This is a genomic window from Colwellia sp. 75C3, from assembly GCF_002836255.1.
Classification (GTDB): Bacteria; Pseudomonadota; Gammaproteobacteria; order Enterobacterales; family Alteromonadaceae; genus Colwellia.
Genome location: NZ_PJAU01000056.1, coordinates 153,709 through 174,749, shown reverse-complemented (window position 1 = coordinate 174,749; position 21,041 = coordinate 153,709). Strand labels below are relative to the sequence as shown.

At 37.7% G+C, this 21,041-nt stretch carries 16 protein-coding genes and 10 tRNA genes; 16 read left to right on the top strand and 10 right to left on the bottom strand.

Annotation, left to right across the window (positions count from 1 at the left end):
- Window positions 1-208: 208 nt before the first annotated feature.
- From pgsA to CXF85_RS16045, 14 genes are all read left to right on the top strand, one after another.
- Complete coding sequence (pgsA, locus tag CXF85_RS16110) at window positions 209-790, top strand: CDP-diacylglycerol--glycerol-3-phosphate 3-phosphatidyltransferase (RefSeq protein ID WP_101229663.1); 582 nt, start codon at window positions 209-211, stop codon at window positions 788-790.
- Between the two features lie 249 nt (window positions 791-1,039).
- A tRNA-Gly gene (locus CXF85_RS16105) sits at window positions 1,040-1,115 on the top strand.
- Between the two features lie 59 nt (window positions 1,116-1,174).
- Window positions 1,175-1,248: transfer RNA gene (locus CXF85_RS16100), tRNA-Cys, on the top strand.
- A gap of 4 nt (window positions 1,249-1,252) precedes the next feature.
- Window positions 1,253-1,337: transfer RNA gene (locus tag CXF85_RS16095), tRNA-Leu, on the top strand.
- A 45-nt stretch (window positions 1,338-1,382) separates the two neighbouring features.
- Window positions 1,383-1,458, top strand: a tRNA-Gly gene (locus tag CXF85_RS16090).
- A gap of 68 nt (window positions 1,459-1,526) precedes the next feature.
- A tRNA-Gly gene (locus tag CXF85_RS16085) sits at window positions 1,527-1,602 on the top strand.
- A 109-nt stretch (window positions 1,603-1,711) separates the two neighbouring features.
- A tRNA-Leu gene (locus tag CXF85_RS16080) sits at window positions 1,712-1,796 on the top strand.
- Between the two features lie 41 nt (window positions 1,797-1,837).
- Window positions 1,838-1,913 (top strand) — tRNA-Gly (locus CXF85_RS16075).
- A gap of 69 nt (window positions 1,914-1,982) precedes the next feature.
- Window positions 1,983-2,067: transfer RNA gene (locus tag CXF85_RS16070), tRNA-Leu, on the top strand.
- A 164-nt stretch (window positions 2,068-2,231) separates the two neighbouring features.
- Window positions 2,232-2,307, top strand: a tRNA-Gly gene (locus tag CXF85_RS16065).
- A gap of 127 nt (window positions 2,308-2,434) precedes the next feature.
- Window positions 2,435-2,519, top strand: a tRNA-Leu gene (locus CXF85_RS16060).
- A gap of 210 nt (window positions 2,520-2,729) precedes the next feature.
- Window positions 2,730-3,665, top strand: coding sequence for a trypsin-like serine peptidase (locus tag CXF85_RS16055; RefSeq protein WP_232771234.1), 936 nt, complete (start codon window positions 2,730-2,732; stop codon window positions 3,663-3,665).
- A 143-nt stretch (window positions 3,666-3,808) separates the two neighbouring features.
- Window positions 3,809-4,075 (top strand): hypothetical protein, encoded by a 267-nt coding sequence (locus tag CXF85_RS16050; RefSeq protein ID WP_101229661.1) that lies wholly within the window; start codon window positions 3,809-3,811, stop codon window positions 4,073-4,075.
- 325 nt (window positions 4,076-4,400) lie between these two features.
- Window positions 4,401-4,859 (top strand): hypothetical protein, encoded by a 459-nt coding sequence (locus CXF85_RS16045; RefSeq protein ID WP_101229660.1) that lies wholly within the window; start codon window positions 4,401-4,403, stop codon window positions 4,857-4,859.
- Window positions 4,860-5,197: 338 nt separating this feature from the next.
- Here the strand turns inward: CXF85_RS16045 and CXF85_RS16040 are convergent, their stop codons facing one another.
- The 9 genes from CXF85_RS16040 to CXF85_RS16000 all read right to left on the bottom strand — a co-directional run bounded on the left by CXF85_RS16040 (window position 5,198) and on the right by CXF85_RS16000 (window position 15,663).
- A complete protein-coding gene (locus CXF85_RS16040) occupies window positions 5,198-6,406 on the bottom strand; it encodes an IS256 family transposase (protein ID WP_101229659.1) in 1,209 nt (402 codons plus the stop codon).
- A gap of 108 nt (window positions 6,407-6,514) precedes the next feature.
- The gene (locus CXF85_RS22820) at window positions 6,515-6,721 is read right to left on the bottom strand and encodes a hypothetical protein (protein ID WP_157829122.1); all 207 of its coding nucleotides are present in this window, start codon (window positions 6,719-6,721) and stop codon (window positions 6,515-6,517) included.
- A gap of 670 nt (window positions 6,722-7,391) precedes the next feature.
- Window positions 7,392-9,080 (bottom strand): hypothetical protein, encoded by a 1,689-nt coding sequence (locus CXF85_RS16030; RefSeq protein WP_101229657.1) that lies wholly within the window; start codon window positions 9,078-9,080, stop codon window positions 7,392-7,394.
- Between the two features lie 11 nt (window positions 9,081-9,091).
- The gene (locus tag CXF85_RS16025; RefSeq protein ID WP_101229656.1) at window positions 9,092-9,757 is read right to left on the bottom strand and encodes a ParA family protein; all 666 of its coding nucleotides are present in this window, start codon (window positions 9,755-9,757) and stop codon (window positions 9,092-9,094) included.
- 279 nt (window positions 9,758-10,036) lie between these two features.
- Window positions 10,037-10,699: a molecular chaperone TorD gene (gene torD / locus CXF85_RS16020; RefSeq protein WP_101229655.1), complete on the bottom strand. Its 663-nt coding sequence runs from the start codon at window positions 10,697-10,699 to the stop codon at window positions 10,037-10,039.
- The gene (gene torA / locus CXF85_RS16015) at window positions 10,696-13,188 is read right to left on the bottom strand and encodes a trimethylamine-N-oxide reductase TorA (protein ID WP_101229654.1); all 2,493 of its coding nucleotides are present in this window, start codon (window positions 13,186-13,188) and stop codon (window positions 10,696-10,698) included. The genes torD and torA overlap by 4 nt, the downstream gene beginning before the upstream one ends.
- A gap of 29 nt (window positions 13,189-13,217) precedes the next feature.
- Window positions 13,218-14,396 (bottom strand): pentaheme c-type cytochrome TorC, encoded by a 1,179-nt coding sequence (torC, locus tag CXF85_RS16010; protein ID WP_101229653.1) that lies wholly within the window; start codon window positions 14,394-14,396, stop codon window positions 13,218-13,220.
- 36 nt (window positions 14,397-14,432) lie between these two features.
- On the bottom strand, window positions 14,433-14,606 hold the full coding sequence (torE, locus tag CXF85_RS16005) for a trimethylamine N-oxide reductase system protein TorE (protein WP_101229652.1): 174 nt from the start codon (window positions 14,604-14,606) through the stop codon (window positions 14,433-14,435).
- Window positions 14,607-14,901: 295 nt separating this feature from the next.
- Window positions 14,902-15,663, bottom strand: coding sequence for a TorF family putative porin (locus tag CXF85_RS16000; RefSeq protein WP_101229651.1), 762 nt, complete (start codon window positions 15,661-15,663; stop codon window positions 14,902-14,904).
- 407 nt (window positions 15,664-16,070) lie between these two features.
- On the opposite strand from CXF85_RS16000, the gene torR reads away from it, so the two are divergent.
- The gene (gene torR / locus CXF85_RS15995) at window positions 16,071-16,799 is read left to right on the top strand and encodes a two-component system response regulator TorR (protein ID WP_101229650.1); all 729 of its coding nucleotides are present in this window, start codon (window positions 16,071-16,073) and stop codon (window positions 16,797-16,799) included.
- An 18-nt stretch (window positions 16,800-16,817) separates the two neighbouring features.
- On the opposite strand, the gene torT is transcribed toward torR, so the two are convergent.
- A complete protein-coding gene (gene torT, locus CXF85_RS15990; RefSeq protein WP_232771233.1) occupies window positions 16,818-17,834 on the bottom strand; it encodes a TMAO reductase system periplasmic protein TorT in 1,017 nt (338 codons plus the stop codon).
- A 53-nt stretch (window positions 17,835-17,887) separates the two neighbouring features.
- Here torT and torS point away from each other — a divergent pair, with 53 nt between their 5' ends.
- The gene (gene torS, locus CXF85_RS15985) at window positions 17,888-20,896 is read left to right on the top strand and encodes a TMAO reductase system sensor histidine kinase/response regulator TorS (RefSeq protein WP_101229649.1); all 3,009 of its coding nucleotides are present in this window, start codon (window positions 17,888-17,890) and stop codon (window positions 20,894-20,896) included.
- The last annotated feature ends 145 nt before the right edge of the window (window positions 20,897-21,041 follow it).

Below are 21,041 nucleotides of genomic sequence, written 5' to 3'. Positions count from 1 at the left end.
TTACATAGATGTAGCTATTCTCCTGAGCAATCATTATCTTCAATCAATGCCTCCCCTTAAACCTTTTAATTCTCGTTGAATGATCAATTCATTCATCAATTAGTATATCCGACGATAGCTGCATTTTACCTAAACTTGTCCAACTCTGCCGTAGCACTGCTATAACAACTTGTGTAAACTAAAGAAAAATACTTGCAGTGAAAAGTGAATGTGGACAATACCTAATCAAATAACATTATTCCGGATCGTCTTGATCCCAGTTTTCTTAATAATATTCTATCTACCACTTTCGTGGAGCAACTTTGGTGCATTCGCCGTTTTCTGGTTGGCAGCAATTAGTGACATTTTAGATGGCTACCTTGCTCGAAAGCTCAATCAGTCTTCTGCCTTTGGCGCATTCATCGATCCCGTAGCCGATAAATTGATGGTTGTTGTTGCTTTGGTGATGATTGCCCAGGATTATAGTTCATGGTTGGTATCTATCGCTGCTATTATCATGATAGCTCGAGAAGTGTTTATTAGTGCCTTGCGTGAATTCATGTCTTCCATAGGAAAACGTGACATTATTGCGGTCTCTAATATGGGAAAATATAAAACGGCAGCACAAATGCTCGGTATCATGGGACTCATTTGGCAACCTAGTTACGATATCCCGTTAATTTTATTTTACTTGCCACATGAAGTGATTAATTACCTTTCTTATGCTTTTTATTCTATTGCGACTGTTCTAACAGTGACTACTTGGGTTAGTTACTTCAAAGCGGCATGGCCAGAGTTAAAAGGGCAATAAGAACTTTTGACTCTGTTTGATTGTAATTTAATCAGTCAAACAACCATTGACTTAAAAATAGAACAAACAACTCGCTTTTTAAGCAGTTAGAATAAAAAGTTAATTTAATAGTTGACTGGAAAATATTAAGATGTAGAATGCGTTTTTGTTGACAGGGAGTCAGCAAGTAAAGCGAGATTGACCAAGCTAATGTTAATTGACTTGTTCAATGTTTTACTAGAGTTTTGTAATATTTAAGATTTAAATGAAGCGGCTGTAGCTCAGCTGGTAGAGCATCACGTTGCCAACGTGAATGTCACGAGTTCGAGTCTCGTTAGCCGCTCCAATTTAACTTAATAGCAAAATTCATTGATATTGATATCAAAGATATATCGTTGACAAAAAGGCGGGTTGGCAGAGTGGTCATGCAGCGGATTGCAAATCCGTGTACACCAGTTCGATTCTGGTATCCGCCTCCATTTTGCCCGGGTGGTGGAATTGGTAGACACAAGGGATTTAAAATCCCTCGCCGAAAAGCGTGCCGGTTCAAGTCCGGCTCCGGGTACCATATCCTCAACGATATTTGGGAAGTAAAAAGTAAAGCTCTCATGAAGCGGCTGTAGCTCAGCTGGTAGAGCATCACGTTGCCAACGTGAATGTCACGAGTTCGAGTCTCGTTAGCCGCTCCAATTTTAGTTAGTAATACTAAAAGAAGTTTTACCTGTAAAATAGTAAAAGAATATTAATATTCTACGAAGCGGCTGTAGCTCAGCTGGTAGAGCATCACGTTGCCAACGTGAATGTCACGAGTTCGAGTCTCGTTAGCCGCTCCAAAATTTTTATAAATTTATAACAGTTGTTAATCACTTTTAGTGATAAGTAAATTTATAAAGAGTAGGTACCAACCTACTATAAAAATACTCCCTTATCGAAAGATACAATGCCCGGGTGGTGGAATTGGTAGACACAAGGGATTTAAAATCCCTCGCCGAAAAGCGTGCCGGTTCAAGTCCGGCTCCGGGTACCATTTGTTTAGATAATTAGTAGTAAAAGTAAAGCTCTCATGAAGCGGCTGTAGCTCAGCTGGTAGAGCATCACGTTGCCAACGTGAATGTCACGAGTTCGAGTCTCGTTAGCCGCTCCAAATTTTACTTAAGAATAAGTAGGTAACCAATACTTACTATAAAAAACCCTTTATCTTATAGATAACGATGCCCGGGTGGTGGAATTGGTAGACACAAGGGATTTAAAATCCCTCGCCGAAAAGCGTGCCGGTTCAAGTCCGGCTCCGGGTACCATTTATTTAGAAATAAAGTAGTAAAAGTAAAGCTCTAATGAAGCGGCTGGTGTCAGCTGGTAGAGCATCACGTTGCCAAAAGCGAAGTGAATGCCACGACTTATGTTGATGAGAGTAGTCTCGTTAACCGCTCCAATAAAGCTAGTAAACGAAAATATCTATGAAGCGGCTGTAGCTCAGCTGGTAGAGCATCACGTTGCCAACGTGAATGTCACGAGTTCGAGTCTCGTTAGCCGCTCCAATTTTTTATAATTTTATGACAAGAGTCAGTCATTTTAATAAAATGATAAGTAAATTTATAAAGAGTAGGTACCAACCTACTATAAAAATACTCCCTTATCTTTTGGTGCAAGCTAAAAAGATACAATGCCCGGGTGGTGGAATTGGTAGACACAAGGGATTTAAAATCCCTCGCCGAAAAGCGTGCCGGTTCAAGTCCGGCTCCGGGTACCATTCTAGTAAAATTTAATTTTATTAGTACTGAAATAGTAAAAGTTAATCTCCTCATAAATACCACATAAATACCACATAAATACCACATAAATTAAAACTTAATCGAGAAAACCACGCTAATATAAAACTGTAATGCTCTGCATTTACATAGATTTTAATTCCTATATAATATGCTCGAATTTTAAACTATTATCTCTGGTATATCTTATTTTGATGTTAAATCTCCTTTTTTTATTAATACTCATTACTTCTGGTCTTGTTAACGCAGAAAAAAATGTAAAACCCCAAGCCTTAGTCACAAGTATTATACAGTCATCTACTCTTGAAAATGTTAAAGGCTTCATAAAAACAACAGGATTTAGAGACTCTCACTTATTTCCAAAAGGTTATAAGGCCAGAAGGGGAGACGATAGGAAAGTTAGAAGTAGTAGTTCACCTAAATGGATGGAAGCTGTTGGTAAGTTAAATGTTGATGGTGTTAAAACTTGTACTTTAACACTAGTAGAAGAAGATGAAGATAAGGATTCAAGGATCGCTATTACGGCATATCATTGTATTGATATAGTTTTAGGTAATAAAAATAAAGAATTAAATGCTACTTTTACTTCTAATTCTGGGAAAGTAATAAAAGCAACGGCAAAAGTTTTGAACCATGGTGGGGGAGATCTTCATGATTGGGCCATACTTTTATTAGATAAAACTATTTCGAAGGAGGATGTTAGGCCTCTTCTTATCTCTGGAGAAAGTGTTGTTAGTCTTCGCGAGGGTGTTGAAGATGGAGACTACGAAAATCTTGTTGAAACAGCAGTGGGGCATTCAGCTGATGCAACTCGTAGTTTAGGAAATAAAGGAAAAAATCTTACATATGACAATGACTGCAAAATAAACATGGATCAAAATAATTACAGTTCAAGTCGTTGGGCAAAAGATTGTGACATTTACCCAGGTGCATCTGGTGGAGCTTATGTAACAAGCATCACATTTGATGATGGTGAAACTGAACATTACATTTCGGGGATAATAGAGGCTTCTTCAGGAAAAGGTCTTATGACATATGTAAGTTTAAGCTCTGAAGCATCTCGATATAATAGTACGCCTGTAATCGATATTCTATCTAATATCCTTGAGGATTATAATGAATATTAATAGAAAATATATACTTGAGTCATTAAATTATTTATCTCTTGGAACATGTAAAATTTTATAATTAATCTGGCTAATGCAGGGCGTTACCACTCTTAATATTATTCATTGTATAATTTGAATATATTAATGACCCAGGAGACCTCATGAAGTATCTATTACTTTCATCATTGTCTATTTCTACTTACGCTAATACCGATCTTTTTTGTAAGGTAAAAGGCGATGGAACTACTCATTATAAAACTAACAAAAGTCACTATATATTTAAGGGTAGAAAGCTTTATAAATTTGAAAATGAGATGACAACCCTTTTTCCATCTAAGTATCCAATAAAAGCAGTTAAAGAATATAACGACAAAATCTATATTCTGACTGGAGAGAAAAATAGCAGGACACCCAGAAGATTCGGCTAAATATTGAGCAATAACTATAATTAATAAACTGCTTATTTCTTTGTAGTGGCTTTCATCATGACTCAATCACGTAGTACACAAGTTTCCCTGCAAAATATCACTTAATTTTACGTCGTGTTCGGCGTACTTATCTTTGTGGATTTGATCCCTACAATCACGCCAATTATAAACACTGCAGGCAATGGATGGTCGATCGTATTCGTTGCCATTCATGGCACTCACCCTTCGGGCCAGCTAAAGCTGTTCTAATTTATTCCCTATAAATTAGTGGGGAGGACGGTTTAAATTACAGGCGTTATTAGATGAAAAATAGGTGTTAGCGTGTATGACCTACGTTGACTTAAATCCTATTCGAGCCAACATGGTCGATTCGGTTGATACCGCGCAGTTTACCGCTATATTTGAGCGTATTCACGACATAGCCAGCGACCAAGACGATAAAACCGCATTACCTTTTTCGGTAAAATCCTTACTTGGTTTTATTGGTAACGATCATCAACAAAGCCCCAGAGGTATTGCCTTTTCGCTACTCGATTATTTACAGTTAGTAGAAGAAACAGGCAAGGTGATTAGGGCAGATAAACGCGGTTATATTGATGAAAGCGCTTATCCTATACTTCAACAGTTAGGAATAACAGGGGATGATTGGTTAGATCTCGCTCAGCATTTTGGTAAACAATATCACCAAGCGGTAGGCTCAATCAAAGCGCTATCAGCTTTTGCCGCGCATACCAATAAAAAGTGGATAGGCGGACACCGACAACAAACAACGATATTTCACTAAATTCATTGTTATAAATTTAATTGAAACACTGTTGTCATTGATAGTGGTGTTTTTGTGTCTGTAAAGCACACTAATTGAACTTTTTAGCCTTTGAAAACCGAGGGTTACACCTTAAGGTTGAGCCGTTATTACTGAGTGTTTTTCAATTATTTAAGAAGACATGTTTTTATTATATTATCAATTAATGGCTGTCCTCTTTTCTCTGTTATTTGTAATCGTACTTGCTTATTCAGGGAATCAACGCTTATTTATCAGCCCAATACACCAGTATATAAGGAGAAAGTATCTAAGGATTACTTTTTTCAGACCCTGTAACAGATTTTGTGTAACTGCCAGTTTTAAATAAATTCCTTTAGACGGTCTTCGAACTCAATCATAAATCGATTCAAGGCCGTTTTCCAGTTTCTTATCGGCATCGTCCATTTTTTGGATGCCGCACCTATTGCAAGATAAACTACTTTTCTCGCTGAATCATCAGAGGGAAATAGTTTACGTTTCTTAACTGCCTTTCGAATAACACTGTTCAGTGACTTTATCGCATTCGTCGTATAGATGGCTTTCCGTATGTCTTGAGGGTATTTGAATAACGTATTTAGGTTCGTCCAATGCGCACGCCAAGACCGACTGATTTGTGGGTATTTACCATCCCAACGTAAGCAGAAATTATCGAGTTCAAGTAGCGCCTCTTCTTCTGTCACTGATTGATATATGCGCTTTAAATCACCGGTGACAGCCTTGTAATCCTTCCAGGGCACATACTTCATAGAGTTACGTACCATATGAACAATACAGAGCTGAACTTGGGTTTGAGGGAATACGGTATTAATTGCTTCAGGGAAACCTTTCAGGCCATCGACACACGCAATGAGGATGTCATTTACCCTTCGGTTTTGAAGTTCAGTCAGTACGTTCAACCAGAACTTAGCCCCTTCGTTTTCCGATATCCACATGCCGCGTAGCTCTTTATGACCTTCGGTATTCACGCCTAAAGCCAGATAAATAGCTTTATTGATAACGTGTTTGTCTTGTCTGATTTTTACGACTAAACAGTCGAGGTAAACAATGGGGTAGACTGAATCTAAAGCTCTGGCTTGCCATTCAATGACTTGCTCGATAACCGCATTGGTGACACGAGATATCAGTGTGGGTGAGATATCTGCATCATACATTTCCTTGAACGTATCAACGATTTCCCTTGTCGTCATGCCTTTGGCATATAGATACAAGATTTTGTCGTCCATTGAGGTAAACCGCGTTTGGTTCTTTTTGACTAATTTAGGTTCAAAGTTTCCTTCTCTATCACGTGGTGTTTCAAGGTCAACTTGACCATCTTCAGTGCGAATAGATTTAGAGGGGTAGCCATTTCGGCTATTGTTCGTGGTGGATTGCTCATGAAGAGCATAAACAAGATGTTCTTCAAGCTCTGCGTTTAAAGCGGCTTCAACGGTTATCTTGGTTAATATTCTACGAAAGTCGATTAAGTCTTGTTCTGACTTAATACCTTTGGCTGCTTGTTTAGCAAATACCTCTAGTTCTTTCTTGTTCATAGTCTGCCTATCCTAAACCCTATATGGGTATTAATGATAGGCAGTTACACAGATTTTGTTACAGGGTCGTAATTTTGATTATTACTTATCATTATCTGCGAATGAATGTTAGTTTTCTAGTTGTTGTATTTCTTTTTTCCTTTTGAGTTGTGCTCTTTGGTTTACTCGCTCTGAAGATAGCACTGATTCAGTTTTGGCTGTTGATACTTCAATTACCCGTTTATGGCAGTTTTTATTAGTATCGTCAGTTGATTCTAGGCAAACGGCATCGGTGCTTAGGTTATTATTTTTATGTGGTGCCCACATCTTCAACATTGAATCTCGCAGATTTCCGCATGTATCTGAGTTGATCGATGTTGTCGTTGCACATGCAAGATTGGTAATCATTATTGAAATAAAAAACAGTAAAACTCTTTTCACTTTGTGCGTTATCTTCATATTGTTATTTTGTCGTCATGGCATAAGTTACTTTATAGCTATATTGTACGCTGATTCATGTGTTTAATTGGAAAATCAGTATCTAATAAGTAAAGTATTAATTATAAAACCATTTAATATCAATGAGTAAACTATTTATGTTTGCGATTACACGAAGAATTTAAAATCCCTCGCCGAAAAGCGTGCCGGTTCAAGTCCGGCTCCGGGTACCATCTTTTTACTAAACACTCTGTTTAGTACAATCATAAAATAATAAAACTATATTGCTACAATAATTACCCATATAATATAATTGAAGACTATAGGACTATCTCGCGGCAATAATGTCTAAAAATTATCAATACCTAAATCCCTCAGAATTTAATACTTTTTCTTTATAAGAAAAAACGTCATGTTAAAATTGATACAATTCATAACCGCGCTTATTAGATACACAGATAGACACTTACTTCGTATCCATTACTTACTTCTTCTACGTCATCTATATACCTTGCTACGCTCTATACAAGGCCTAAGTCTTTTAATTCCCGCTAAGTAACCAAATAAATTACTCTGCTTGATATAACTCGGCTGACAAAATTAGCGCTTCTTGGTATAAATCAGCATCATTTTCTTGAAAATATTTAACTCTAGTCACAGCGGGAGGTAAATTCTGCTCAGCGGCATTAATTAACCAAGCGAGGCCTGATAATTGATCTTCGTCAATACCTTCTCCAAGAAAGTATGACCTTCCCATCGCGCCCATTGCTTTTGAATGTCCTCGTTTTGCTGCTTGTTCAAATAATAAGAAGGCTTTTTCGCTTTCGGCTTCTTGCCTCATGATCACCGCTTGAGCAAATAACTGCTCGGGTTCAGGTAATATTTGTTCACTAGGGCAGAGGGGAGCAGTTATTTCTATGTCAGCGGATTGCAGATTATCTTCTATGTCAGCGGATTGCTGATTATCTGCTATGTCAGCGGATTGCTGATTATCTTCTATGTCAGCTGATTGCTGATTATCTGCTATGTCAGTTGATTGTTGATTATCTGCTATGTCAGCGGATTGCTGATTATCTGCTATGTCAGCGGATTGGTGATTATCTGCTATGTCAGCGGATTGTTGATTATCTTCAATGTCAGCGGATTGCTGATTATCTGCTATGTCAGCGGATTGCTGATTATCTTCTCTGTCAGTTGATTGTTGATTATCTTCTATGTCAGTTGATTGTTGATTATCTTCAATGTCAGCGGATTGCTGATTATCTGCTATGCCAGCGGATTGCTGATTATCTGCTATGTCAGTTGATTGCAGATTATCTGCTATGTCAGTTGCTTGCTGATTATCTGCTATGTCAGTTGCTTGCTGATTATCTGCTATGTCAGTTGCTTGCTGATTATCTGCTATGTCAGTTGATTGCTGATTATCTGCTACCTCTGGTGTGGTCATCAGTGTACTTTGAGGTGACGTAGCGAGTTCTTTTAGCCTTTCATTATTTTTATCTATTTCAAATCCAGCGTCGGCGGACAATTCTCTTATATTATGATCTATTCTTTTTTCCTCTAATAAAGAGGTCATAACCGTATCATAGCTGTGATGTAAGTTATCAATGGTTTGCTGTTGTTTATCTATTTGCTGCTTATAATAATCAATGTCTTTTCGAAGCTCTGTGATATGAGATTCTTGCGATAAGCCTTGTTTATCTATTTGCTGTTTATAACTTTCAATGTATCCACGAAGTTCTGTGATATGAGATTCTTGCAAGAGCAGTTGTTTTTCATGAGCGGCTTTTATATTTGAAATATGCTCATCGTTGGATTTATCAATAGGTATTTGCTGAGCAGCGCTATAATGTTCCACGCTTTTTAAATCCAATGCGGCACTATGATCTTCGCTTGCTTTAATTTTTTCGACCGAGGAAAATGTTGTTTTTAACTGTTTATCAGTTTGACGCTCTAATGCCTTTATTGCCGTTCGGAGTATTTCACTCTTATTCAATGTCATGCCTTGAATAGCAAAACGTAGCTTAATGCTGTCAATTAAGTTGTCTTCTGATTGTAGTAACTTGAATTGACATGGCACAACGGAATCTTGAACAATGTCAGCCTTCTTTTTTTTGACTGTATTTTTTGTATTTTTAGCAGCAAAACTCACTTCTTTTTTTGCAAGTAAGATATCTGCTTTATCGAAGCGGTCTTTACTTGTTTTTTGCGCTTTATTACTTGTATTTCTAGCGGCTTGACTGAGATCTTTTGCCATGATGTCTTCCTTTAAATTAATTCAATAATTTCATCAGTGAGTGCTGTAAAGTCTTCCTGCAGTTTTTTACCCTTTGCCCCCATCTCGAAAATAGTTAATCCAAGCAACTGTGATTCTGGAACTAGCGTACTAGTCCTAATACGGGCATTAAAAACAGGAAATAATTTATCGCTTTCTACCACATCAATAACGGCTTTTACCAATCGAGTATTATTGACCATGTTATAAAATAACCCCCCCTTTAGCGGGTATGAGTCAATTTCAGAACGCATAATATCAACATCTTCGATATAAGCTTTAATGGGGGGTAATGCAGATAATTCTAAGCTTTTAGGAATAAAAGAAAGCACGTAAGCATCACTAATTAGTAAGCATCTTCTTAATATACCATTCTCTAAATTAGGCGGGGAATCGATAATAATATAGTCATAGCTATCGAAATACTTCTTTAGCTCTTTACTGATGAATTTAGCATTATTTTCTAGTACTCTTATTTCAACAGGAAAACCATCAGTTTCTTGAGATGCCCCAGCCCAATTGTAGGCACTGAGCTGTGGGTCAGCATCAAACATCAATACACTATGACCTCTACGCTGTAAGTCTACAGCGAAAGTGACTGCTGATGTTGTTTTCCCTACGCCACCTTTTTGATTACAGTAAGTAACTATTTTAGCCATGACTTTTTTATCACTCTATTAGTGTATTTGTTTTTATTTGTCATAGTACACTTTATACGCTAAATCTTTATTATACAAACCATGCAATCGATGGGTCTTATCTGACGTCGATATATTAGTTAGAGTAAAGGAGCTTATTGTAAGTATAAAAAATTCAATGCTTTACTGATAAAAGTGTTATCGGCTAAATTTTGGCAATAAAAAAAGCTGAACGAGTCAGCTTTTTTTCAATGGTAATTAACTTAATTTCTACACAGTAGGATCTACTTAACGAGTTATTTAGTCATTTACCTCTAACTTAACCCATTCAAACGTTAGCTCTGCCACTGCCGCGTAGAAATGACCCGCATCATGCTTTTTTACTTGCTGAGTAAAATCAGCTAACCAAGTCATCAAATATGTTTCGATGAAGTTGATTTGGTTATCTACACTGGTGGATAAGCAAAGGTGGCCAAGATACGCAAGTATAACTGCAAGATGATCGGCCGGCTCTGGAAAGTCACTGTGTATCTGCATATTACTGTTTGTTAAAAACTCAGTCATCTGCTGATGTAATTCGCCAAAGATCTGTATTTTATCGGCTTTATTATTACCACTAATCACATCACTAGGCTCATTAGCAATATACTGTCCAGCATAAAGTGAAACACTTGTTCTACCATCAACTAAGAATAAGCCACAAAAATCAGCGGCCAGTTCTAACAGCGATTCTTCACTATTTAGCTGAGTTAATTTAGTATTAATATCATCTATTGGAGCGGCTAACTTTGCTTCAAGGGAAAGCGAGCTTAAAAAGCGCTGGCCTTCTTTCGAGGTAAGTTGTTCAACTAAATCTGTATTTACTTCTTTAGCAAATAAAGAGGAGAGAAAATTATAAACTATGGCTCTCGCTTGATTTTCTTCAGCTATCTCTTTTGTCATATCGGGTATTTGTTGCTTCATGCGCCAATCTCCAATGGTCCAGAAAATGAAGTTACCTGCGGCAATTTACCGGTAAATTTCTCATAATCTACTAAACATGTGTAAGCAGAGCAAGCTTGAGCTAATTTAGATGAGCCAATATCTTGGGTTAAAGTATTTGGATCGCCATAGCTACAAAGTGCGCCAATTTCAGCTCCACCTGTGGTACTGCCATCGTCTCCTACAGGACCATACCAAGCACCTTCATGTATACGAATAACACCTTCAGGGAAGTTATCACTTACTACTGCGCCAGCAAGTAATTGGCCACGGTCGTTGAATACTCTAACCACGTCGCCATTTTTAATGCCGCGGTGTTTAGCATCCGCTGGATTTAAATAAACAGGCTCTCTGTCTTGTACTGTATAAGTAGAACGATATTCTTTTGATTCACACATTTGTGAATGCAAACGTTTGTCCGGGTGGCAAGACTGCATCCAAATAGGATGTTTTTCTGAGCCAGGACCACCGTGGCTACGTTCACTTTTTTCCATCCACGTTGGATGGCCTTTACAATCATCATATTGATAACGTTCTATTTTTCTACTGTGTATCTCAATCATTCCTGAAGGTGTGCCTAACGGGTTTATCTCAGGATCTTCTCTAAAATCTGCATGACGAGTCCAGGGTTTACCTTCGCCAAAGTGTACATATCCATCTTGCCAAAATTGTTCAAACTCAGGCATAACAAACTTACCGTCATTAGCTTTTTTACAATCATTATAGAGTTTTGTTAGCCAATCAAACTCAGTCATACCGCGGGTGTATTCTTTTTCTTTGCCTAAAACTTTGGCAAAGCGAGTGAATATTTCATAGTCGGATAAGCTATCAAATAGTGGCTCTACCATTTTCTGCATGGCAAGCAAACCACGATTAGCATAACTCCCATAAATATCGATGTCGTTTCTTTCCATGGTAGTACAGGCTGGTAGAACAATATCTGAGAAACGACAGGTTGCCGTCCAGTTGATATCGATACTGACCACACATTCCAATTTATGAAATGCTTTTTTCATACGATTTCTATCTTGATGATGATTCCAAGGATTATTACCCGAGAAAATCATCATTTTTATATCAGGGTAAGTCACTTTGGCACCATTGGCATCAATGACTTTACCTGGTGCTAATATAGCGTCAATCCAGCGCGCGACAGGAATAGTACTACTGGCACCTTTAAAATCATTATTATCAAATATTGGCTTTTGACCTTCGTCTACATTACGAGGGAAAGCTCCCGGTGCTGCTGCGCCAGAAGAGGGCACACCAATACTTGAATAATGGTGACCATAACTAATGCCGCCACCAGGTAAACCAATTTGACCTATCATGGTCGCTAATACAGCAGCCATCCAATAAGGTTGTTCACCATGTTGTTGACGCTGAATACACCAACCCATTAATAATTGTGTACGACCAGCGACCATGGTTTTAGCCAGTTCTTTAATTACCTCGGCAGGTACTGCGGTAATTTTCTCTGCCCACTCGACTGTTTTTGGAATACCATCTTCTTCGCCGGTTAAATACGGTACAAAGCGGTCGAAACCGAGGCTGTAACCTTCAATAAATTCTTTGTCATGTAAGTTGTTGCTATAAAGTTCATAAGCAATAGCCAGCATTAAGGCAACATCAGTTTGTGGATTAACATAGATTTTTTCACAACCTAAGTAATCTTGTGTTTTTGATGCCACGGGATCTATGCTGATCACACGGATCTTACCTTGTTTTACTTTTTCTTTTAGCTGAGCAAGATATTCAAAACTTTCATGAGTTTCCGCATTCCAGCCCACTTGTAAGTTTTTATAAGGGTCGTTCGCCCATAATACGATTGTCTTAGCATTGTCTAAAATTAATGGCCAAGAAGTGCCTTGAGCATATACTTCGGTTGAGCCTAAAACATACGGTAAAATTGTTTGACCTGCGCCGGTAGAGTAATCACCAATCTTTTTAACAAAATTACCGTGCATACCAACAGCGCGTTGCATGTGGCTAGTACTAGAATGTAATTGCCCAGTGGCACGCCAGCCCGTTTGACCTGCGTGCAAACCAGAGGGGCCATAATTCGTTTGTATTTCATCAAGTGATTGTTTAAATAACGTTAAGGCTTGATCCCAAGTAACTCGTACAAAACGAAAATCACCACGTTGGGTAGTATCACTTTTATGGCCCTTGAGCAAAAAGTCTAAGCGCACCATTGGGTAGCGAATACGTGAAGGGTTATAAACTAGCCCTTTAACTCCGTTGATCATATCGGTTGGATATTTATCTAAATCAAAGGGTTTTACTTGATCAATAACACCATTTTTCCGTTTGATTTTAAAGGCTCCAAAATGAGAACCTGTTGTTAGCCAATCATCACGGTTTTTAGCCCCTATTTTTGCTAAAGCGGTCAACGGTGTTAAAACCGATGCCGTACTAATAACGGTAAATGATGTCGCTAAAATGCCCTTTAAAAAATTTCTTCTTTTCATGATTATTTCTTTCATGGGATAGGCTCCGATTAATGTTCTTTTTTAACAAAAGTAGATGAATGTTGTTGCAGGTATTTTTGTACCAGCGCTTGTGTGTCTTGATCCATGTTGACAAAAGCTATCATGCCTTGGAACATACCTGGCCAAGTATTGGCGTCAAAGTGAGCTTCGTCAGGTTGGGTGTGACAAACACTACAGCTGCTTCTAAACGTGGTACGAGCATAATCCCAAAGCGGTTGCTGTTCGGTAATTAGGTATTCGGCATCAGTCCATAATGTCGTTTCAACACGTTGCCATTTCAAGCCTGTCATCTCGTCTTCTTTTTCTTCAAAACCATTGATGACACCTTCAGTTTTTGCCGCTTCTTTTGATAATTGTGCTGTCAGCATATTGATACCAAAATCAAAATAAATGACTCGACCAGCACCAATTTGTTTACGCCAACCACTAATGGAAACTTTCACTCTATTTTCTTTACTTTCTAATATTTTAACCTTAGTCGCGACATTCAATGTACCTGCTTCTACATCACCTTTAGCGCTAAAAAACAATGGCTTGGTCAAGGCACTGAAGTAGTATTGTTCATTGGTGAACTTACTTGGCCCAGTACCCACTTCAGCGATTAATTGTGGTGCTCTTGCGGTGCCCATATCAGGCAACGTATGGGCTATGCCTTTGTGGCAATCGACACAGCTTTGATCTTTTTCTGCGGCACGTTTCATTTGTTTTTGTGCCAACTTAGACATGCTTTCCCATTTCATTGAGTCATAGTTATGACAATTTTTACACGCCAATGAGTCATCTCTCTCGAAACGTGCCCATTCACGAGATGCCATTTCTAAACGTTTATCTTCGAATTTTTCACTGGTGTTAACTGTGTTAAAAACCCAGCCCCAAACATCACTTGATGCTTCCATTTTACGCGCTATTTTACGTCCCCAATTATGCGGTACATGACAATCCGGGCAGGTCGCGCGTACACCTGAATGATTAGACCAATGCACTGTCTGTTGTAATTCTTGATAAGGTTTGCTTTCCATACTGTGACAGCTGATACAAAACTCTTCAGTATTTGTCGCTTCTAGTGCCGTATTGAAACCGCCCCAAAAGATAATGCCCATGACAAAAGCGGTTAGACTAATTGAGCCTAATGTTAAGTATTTGGCAGGTTTGTTCAGTGTTTGCCAAAGATTCATTAACCATTTCATTGTATATTCCTTATTTCTTATCGTTTTATCGTAATATTAATGAGGTGTTACGCCGCCGAATATTTGCATTAACCAAATAATCAGACCATAACCACCGACAGCGAAAACACTTAACATGGGAAATAACACCACAATAATAAAACCTAGTGCTTTGAGCTCTTTACGCTTTCTTTTTTTACTTTCTTCTTGATCTATTTGTTTCGTTGTCATGCTGAAACTCCTGTCATTCATTAGAGGAATTGGTTTGATAGTTTATTATAGTTAAGTGATATGAATGACGATGAAGGGGTAAATGTCAGCTTGGGTAAAATTGTGAAAAAATATGAACAGTATTCTGTTGCATTAATTAAGTCTCGAAGTGAGACATCACGGTATTTGGTAAGAATTTTTTGGGGGGAGAGGAACGCTTAAAATGCTTTAGCAGCAATAAAAAACAGCTTAACCTTTAGGTTCAGCTGCTTTAAATTGGGTCAAATATGATCTATGAATTATTGAGAATTCAGCACTAGAAGCTTTTGCTGACACTAAAAACAAAACGTTGGTCAAATATCTTTTGTCCTTCTTCTGACCCGTAAACTTTATGGGAACTATCAACATCAGAGTCGTGATAACGTACATCAACATTTAAGCCATATAAATTCTTACTCATACCTAAGTTCCAGTGAGTCCAGCCTTCAGCACCTTCACCAGATAGCTCCTGATAACCAACAGAGCCCGACACTTTTATGCCATTATCAAAGGTGGTACTTGGGTGAATGGCATAGTTAACGCCACTCCAGCCTTCAACACCAAACCAGTCATTTAGTGTTGGGGTTATTTCAAGCTTCATGTTTACCGGACCAAAATCTTTAGCAACTTCCATCCAAAGTTCGGTGTAATCCATGTTTTCAACACCAGGATAGGTATAGTGGAATACAAAAACATTGTAGCTAATGTCGGTATCACCAAAGGTGCCGAATTTTCCAATATAAGGCGCAAGCACTGCTCTTATATCAGGTGACGATTCAAATTTATTGGTTGCGCCGAATACACCGGCATAAACACCATCTTCATGCGTCCAAGTAAAGCTACCTTTAATAGCAGGAATGTCACCATCGGCTGTTTCTGACTCACCACGGAAAACATAATCAGAGGCCATTTCTAACGATCCACTGAAGGTGCCATTAAATAATGTTTCTTTACTTTCTTCGCTACTTGCTAAAAAAGGGCAAGTTAGTAACATGGTGCCAACTAGAAGACGATTTGCTGTGTTTATTATTTTACTCATAACTTAGAACTCCAAGATTGATATACATCAGATAAACTATTTGTTGATTGAGTTATTGTAACGGTCAGTTATGAACAGCGTTGTGTAGTTAAATGAACGCAATATGTAAAAATGTTACTCGATTTTTGATAATACCAATTACGCTAATTAATTGATCAACGTCGAGTTGTATTAGCCAACTTAGAACAAGCGAAATTACTTAAACATAGTTATTCTATATTTATTTAATTTTGTGCCGTTATTAGTTTGCTAATGAACTCCCAAAGGGCGAGTGCCTAATTAAAGGTAAAGGCTTACATGCGTCGTTATTAATTTCAATCAATGCCTTGCCTCTAAGCCTTTTAACTCTCGCTAAGTGGTCAATTAATTAATGTACTTGGTATAAATAAGCTAATAGGAAATAAAGCTTGAACAATAAACATATTTTAGTGGTTGAAGATGAAGCGATAACGCGAGCCAAGTTGGTCGGTTATTTTCAACATGCCGGCTATCAGGTAAGTGAAGCAGAAAATAAAACACAAATGGATGTGGTATTAGAAAAGCATCACATTGATTTAGTCATGTTAGATATTAATCTGCCGGATGAAGATGGTTTGATGATCACGCGCAATTTACGTAGTCGTTCTAATATAGGCATTATATTGGTGACGGGTCGTACTGACTCTATAGATAAAATAATCGGCTTAGAAATGGGCGCAGATGATTATGTTACTAAGCCGTTTGAATTAAGGGAGCTATTAGTTAGAGTTAAAAATATTTTATGGCGAATTTCTTTGACTGAACAAATGCCGGCGATTACAACGCAAGCGACGCCAATTGAAGATGATGATTTATTTCGTTTTGGCCAATGCACGTTTGATATTCCTAAGCGTAAACTACTCAAAAACAATGTCCCAGTGAAGTTGACTAAAGCTGAATATGACATGTTAGTCGCTTTTGTTGCTAACCCAAGTAGGGTACTAAATCGGGATCGATTACTTAATCTTATTGATCATCGTGTTGATGCCCCGAATGATAGAACTATCGATGTACTTGTTCGACGATTACGTAATAAAATTGAAGATAATGCCAAAGAACCACAAATTTTTATCACTATTCATGGTGAAGGCTACTTATTTGCTGCTGACGTAAGTTAAGTTAAGTTATTGTTAATGTTAATTATTATTAACCCGATAAATAGGTTTAAAATGACTGGGTGATAAGGATAACTCAGCATCCAGTGTATTTATATTGCTTTGGTCTAGAGTGATAATTTCAGGGCCTTGGTCTGCTTTTAATTTACCGGTTAACAAATAAGTGACAGCTTGATTGATGGCCATTCTCCCCTGTAATACCATCTGGTCTGAATTCGCCATTAAGATTTTTTGACGCTTTATGCCTCTATACACCCCGTGACTAAGATAATGGCTAAGGATTTTGGGTTGCTGATCTTTAGCTAATTGCGCAACTTCATTAATTGCCATTTCAGCCATGACCGCATTACCCGCTAAGTAATCGATGTTTTTATATTTTTTCAAGGTACTTTTTAGTAAAGAGAATTGGGTGATTTTTTCATTTAAACCGTGCTGTATCGTCACTATTCCGATATTGCTGTGCGCTAGGGCCGCTTGTAAACCTTTTGTTGATTGTGAACTACCACCACCACTTTTAGGTCCTGGAAACCAAGCAAGCTGAGCAGGAGATTGGTTAGCTTTTATTTTGTGCCTTTTAACCAGGTACTCTCCTAATTTATAGCCCATTTGATACCAGGAGACGCCTGTTCTTCCTGTAATGCTTTTTGGCGAAATTTCATTTACTAAGGCAAAAATTGGCGTATGCTGGTTTACTTGTGCAAGCTTTTGATTCAATTGCTCAAAATTAACTGAGCCAATTAATATTGCACTTGCTTGCCAGTGAATGCATTGTTCTATTTGTTTTAACTGTTCATTAGTATTTTGATAACCACCCGCTTCAAGCACTTTTAACTCAATTGAACTTTGTTTTGCTTGTTCAGTCATGCCAAAATTGATACTAAGCCAATAAGAATCTTTCAGGTGAGGATAGACAGCACAGATTTTTATTTTGTGCATTGGCTGTTTACTCTTTGTCACCGCTTCAGCAGAATAAGCTGCGGGTGACAGAAAAAGTAAAGAATTAACCATGGTTAGCAGTAAAATTAAAGATATTTTCACAAAGAAACTCTATTTAAAAACTAATTAATCGCTCAGTAAAAGAGGATATTACATTGCACTTTCGTCGAAGTATAGGTAACAAATTATTATTTGCCTTTAGCTTTGTAGCTGGTTTGTTATTGTTTGTCAGTATCGTTGCATGGAATGGTCTTAGCCTTATTGCAAGTACCGGCGATACCATAACGCAACAAACATTACCGACACTCTCAAGTGCCCGAGAGTTGGCAAATATTAGCTTGAAAATAACTCACGCGACCACGTTATTAAAAAACACCACAGATGAAGCACAGCGACAAAAAAACAGCCAACAACTAGTGCTGCTTAATCTAGCTATTGAAGATAAATTTTCAGCCCTTGCATTACTCAATATTAATAATGAAAAATTAGTCGATTTATTAGCACTAAAGAATGAAATTACTCAAGATATTGAGCAACTTGATGGTTATGCTAAAGATAAAATTACTAATCAACAACAGCTTGATGAAACTTTTTTTATAGTGAAAACGTCGGTACATGAAATTTCAGTGTTATCTCAATCACAAGTGGCGAATGCCAGTACATTTGCTTTAGTCCGTTTATCAGGGCTTTATGATTTGATTGAGCAGAAGGATAAACTCGAACAAGCGCAGCACGATATTGATTTAATCATTGATGAGGATCTTAACCTGCTTGATAAGATGGCCGCGTTAGAACGACATGCGTTGGAACTAGAACAAATTGCCAATTTAGTTATTACCTCGAAGCAATATCAACCACTCAGTGAACTTGCGAATGAAAAAAATGCCCATTTGTTATTAATACACCATTTAGTAAATGCCATTACTGATCCCTACCGATTTAACTTAGCTCGTTCAGCGCTAGATAAACTGAAATTATTTGACAATTTTATTGTCTATCAACAAAGAGCGATTGAATTAGAACAAAAACAAAATTTATTACATCAGCATATTTCTAATCAGTTAGACCAATTAAATCAAGAAATTTTGAGCTTAATTAAACGTCAAGGTGAGTTAGCTAAGCAAACCAGTTTTCAACATCAAAAGCTGGTTTCTTGGTCGCAGAATGTTTTTTTAATCACCACGTTATTATCACTTATCGTTATCATATTTGTGATGTGGAAAGTTGTATATCAAGGCATTGTGTTTAAATTACAAAAACACACCGATGCAATTGAAAAGCTGGCAGCTGGCGATCTTGAAGTCACTGTTGAATCATCAAACGATGAAGAGTTAAAATATATGGCCGATGCACTCGATGTTTTTAGAGAGAATGCCATTAAAAAGCAGCAACTTGAAAATGAGCAACGTCAGACAGAAAAAGAATTACGCTTACACAAAGAAAATCTTGAACAACTAATTAATGCTCGAACTCAAGAGTTAATATCTACCAATGAAAAGTTAAATAATGAGTCTGAAGCACATGCCTTAGCCAAACAACAAGCAGAGCAAGCCAATAGAGCTAAGTCAGTCTTTTTGGCCAGTATGAGCCATGAAATACGTACACCAATGAATGGCATGATTGGTACGTTAGAGCGATTAACTGATACCACGCTTACGCCAGAACAAGCTAAATATGCCCAGACTATTCTGTATTCAGGAGAAAGCTTACTCGATATTCTCAATGATATTCTTGATTACTCTAAAATAGAGGCAGGGCATATTGAACTCTCTTATCGCGCTATTGATTTAGCGAGGCTAGGACAAGATGTTATTCATTTAATGCAAGCTAGGGCGAGCAATAAGGCGTTAATATTACGCTTTGAAATAGGAGATAATCTTGACGCTTGGCGCCTTGCTGATTTGGGTAAGTTACGGCAAGTCTTAATAAACTTGATTAATAACGCCATCAAGTTCACATCGAGGGGGAGTATTGTCTTATCAATATCAAGCAGTGATGAAAGTAAAAATGGCTCTGCAAATATCACCTTTTCGGTGACAGATACCGGTTGTGGTATTGCTAAGGATAAGCAAGGCGGTGTCTTTCAGGCCTTTACTCAGGTAGCGAACTTACAAACGGCAACCGGTACGGGCTTAGGTTTGGCAATATGTCAGCGTTTAGTGAGTGCAATGAAAGGCCATTTATCTCTGCAGAGTGAAGAAAATAGAGGCAGTTGTTTCTCCTTTAGTATACCGATTGAAAAAGCATGTTCTGAATCTATTGCTGCACAACAAATAATAACGATGCCAGTAAATATGCCATTAAAAGAGTTATCACAACGTTATAAGGTATTGATTGTTGAAGATAATGAAATCAACCTTGATGTTGCCTGTGCTTTGGTTGGTAAGCTTGGCCATAGCGTAACAGCCGCTAGCGATGGCACTAGCGCACTAAAATGCATGTTAGAAAACCAGTATGATTTAGCCTTACTCGATATTAATTTACCCGATATTGATGGTGTAGAGCTTTCCAAGAAACTTAAAGCAATAGCGAAATCAAGAGAAGAACATTTTAAAACTATTGCGGTATCAGCGCATGTTTTTAATGAAGATATTGCTAAGTTTATCGCTTCAGGTTTTGATGGTTTTGTCGCAAAACCGGTGCAAATGAAAAAGCTAAAACCAAGCATTGCTCAAGTGATGTTAAATGTTACCGGCTTACTCAATCAGCGCCTTGAAAATGGTACGACTGCAATAACTGAAGAAGGTGAGGGCTTAAATTTAAGTATAGATACCGTGGCAGACGTTATAAAGAACAATGATTTATTAAGTGAAGAGAGTGACAACGATGATAGCAATGGGTTGTTATTTGATGCTGAAATCCCAAATCAAGATATTGAGTATTTAGGCAGTGATAAAGTAAAACAACTGGCGTTGTTATTTTGCCAACAAGTTAACAATGAATATCGTGACTTTGCTAACTTAACAATGAGTGAGCAACAGCAAAAGCTTCATAAACTCAAAGGCGCAGCTATTGCTTTAGGCTTAGTTAGGTTATATCAGCTATGCCATCACTTAGAATCACATTGCCAAGCCGAACCGCTAAGTGAAAATCAGTTACTAATGCTTGACGAATTAAAAACTAATTCACTCATGGTGTTAAACAAATATGCCGATAACCTTTAACTTTAGCTGTGGTTATCGGTTTAAATAAGAGTATGGCTGGAAGAGTGTTTAGCTACTATTAGATTATGTTGAGTGAGTTGTGAGCGAATATTCAGCCACTTTTATAATTAAGTAATTTACTCTTATCTAACGCTATTCTCCCCCG

Excerpts from the sequence above, each read along its gene's own strand:
- pgsA (WP_101229663.1), top strand. The coding sequence starts at position 209 with ATGTGGACAATACCTAATCAAATAACATTATTCCGGATCGTCTTGATC.
- CXF85_RS16050 (WP_101229661.1), top strand. The coding sequence starts at position 3,809 with ATGAAGTATCTATTACTTTCATCATTGTCTATTTCTACTTACGCTAAT.
- CXF85_RS16045 (WP_101229660.1), top strand. The coding sequence starts at position 4,401 with ATGACCTACGTTGACTTAAATCCTATTCGAGCCAACATGGTCGATTCG.
- CXF85_RS16040 (WP_101229659.1), bottom strand. The coding sequence starts at position 6,406 with ATGAACAAGAAAGAACTAGAGGTATTTGCTAAACAAGCAGCCAAAGGT.
- CXF85_RS22820 (WP_157829122.1), bottom strand. The coding sequence starts at position 6,721 with ATGTTGAAGATGTGGGCACCACATAAAAATAATAACCTAAGCACCGAT.
- CXF85_RS16030 (WP_101229657.1), bottom strand. The coding sequence starts at position 9,080 with ATGGCAAAAGATCTCAGTCAAGCCGCTAGAAATACAAGTAATAAAGCG.
- CXF85_RS16025 (WP_101229656.1), bottom strand. The coding sequence starts at position 9,757 with ATGGCTAAAATAGTTACTTACTGTAATCAAAAAGGTGGCGTAGGGAAA.
- torD (WP_101229655.1), bottom strand. The coding sequence starts at position 10,699 with ATGAAGCAACAAATACCCGATATGACAAAAGAGATAGCTGAAGAAAAT.
- torA (WP_101229654.1), bottom strand. The coding sequence starts at position 13,188 with ATGAAAAGAAGAAATTTTTTAAAGGGCATTTTAGCGACATCATTTACC.
- torC (WP_101229653.1), bottom strand. The coding sequence starts at position 14,396 with ATGAAATGGTTAATGAATCTTTGGCAAACACTGAACAAACCTGCCAAA.
- torE (WP_101229652.1), bottom strand. The coding sequence starts at position 14,606 with ATGACAACGAAACAAATAGATCAAGAAGAAAGTAAAAAAAGAAAGCGT.
- CXF85_RS16000 (WP_101229651.1), bottom strand. The coding sequence starts at position 15,663 with ATGAGTAAAATAATAAACACAGCAAATCGTCTTCTAGTTGGCACCATG.